The organism is Paenibacillus popilliae ATCC 14706 (assembly GCF_000315235.1).
Lineage (GTDB): Bacteria > Bacillota > Bacilli > Paenibacillales > Paenibacillaceae > Paenibacillus_B > Paenibacillus_B popilliae.
On sequence record NZ_BALG01000519.1, the window covers coordinates 1 to 225 of the forward strand.

Genomic DNA, 225 nt, shown 5'->3' on the forward strand with positions numbered 1-225 from the left:
CGTGACGACTCCCCATAGCTAAAGCTAGGGGCTTCTCAGATCATCGAGTTCGTAACCTCATCTCTCCCTGATGGCTCCGTCCGAGCCAATATATTGTTGGTGGTTACGACACTAGAGCACGCTGTAGAATATTGCGAGCTGCATTTTCATCTCGATCCGCAACGTAGCCGCAATGGTGGCATTGATGCATGCGTACAGACAGCCCTTTCTTTACGATTTCACCAC

The 225-nt window shown here is 50.2% G+C and carries 1 protein-coding gene; it reads right to left on the reverse strand.

All coding sequences use genetic code 11. The features are described from left to right. Positions 1-103: 103 nt before the first annotated feature. On the reverse strand, positions 104-217 hold the full coding sequence (locus tag PPOP_RS25295) for a zinc ribbon domain-containing protein (protein WP_199899005.1): 114 nt from the start codon (positions 215-217) through the stop codon (positions 104-106). Between the last annotated feature and the right edge of the window lie 8 nt (positions 218-225).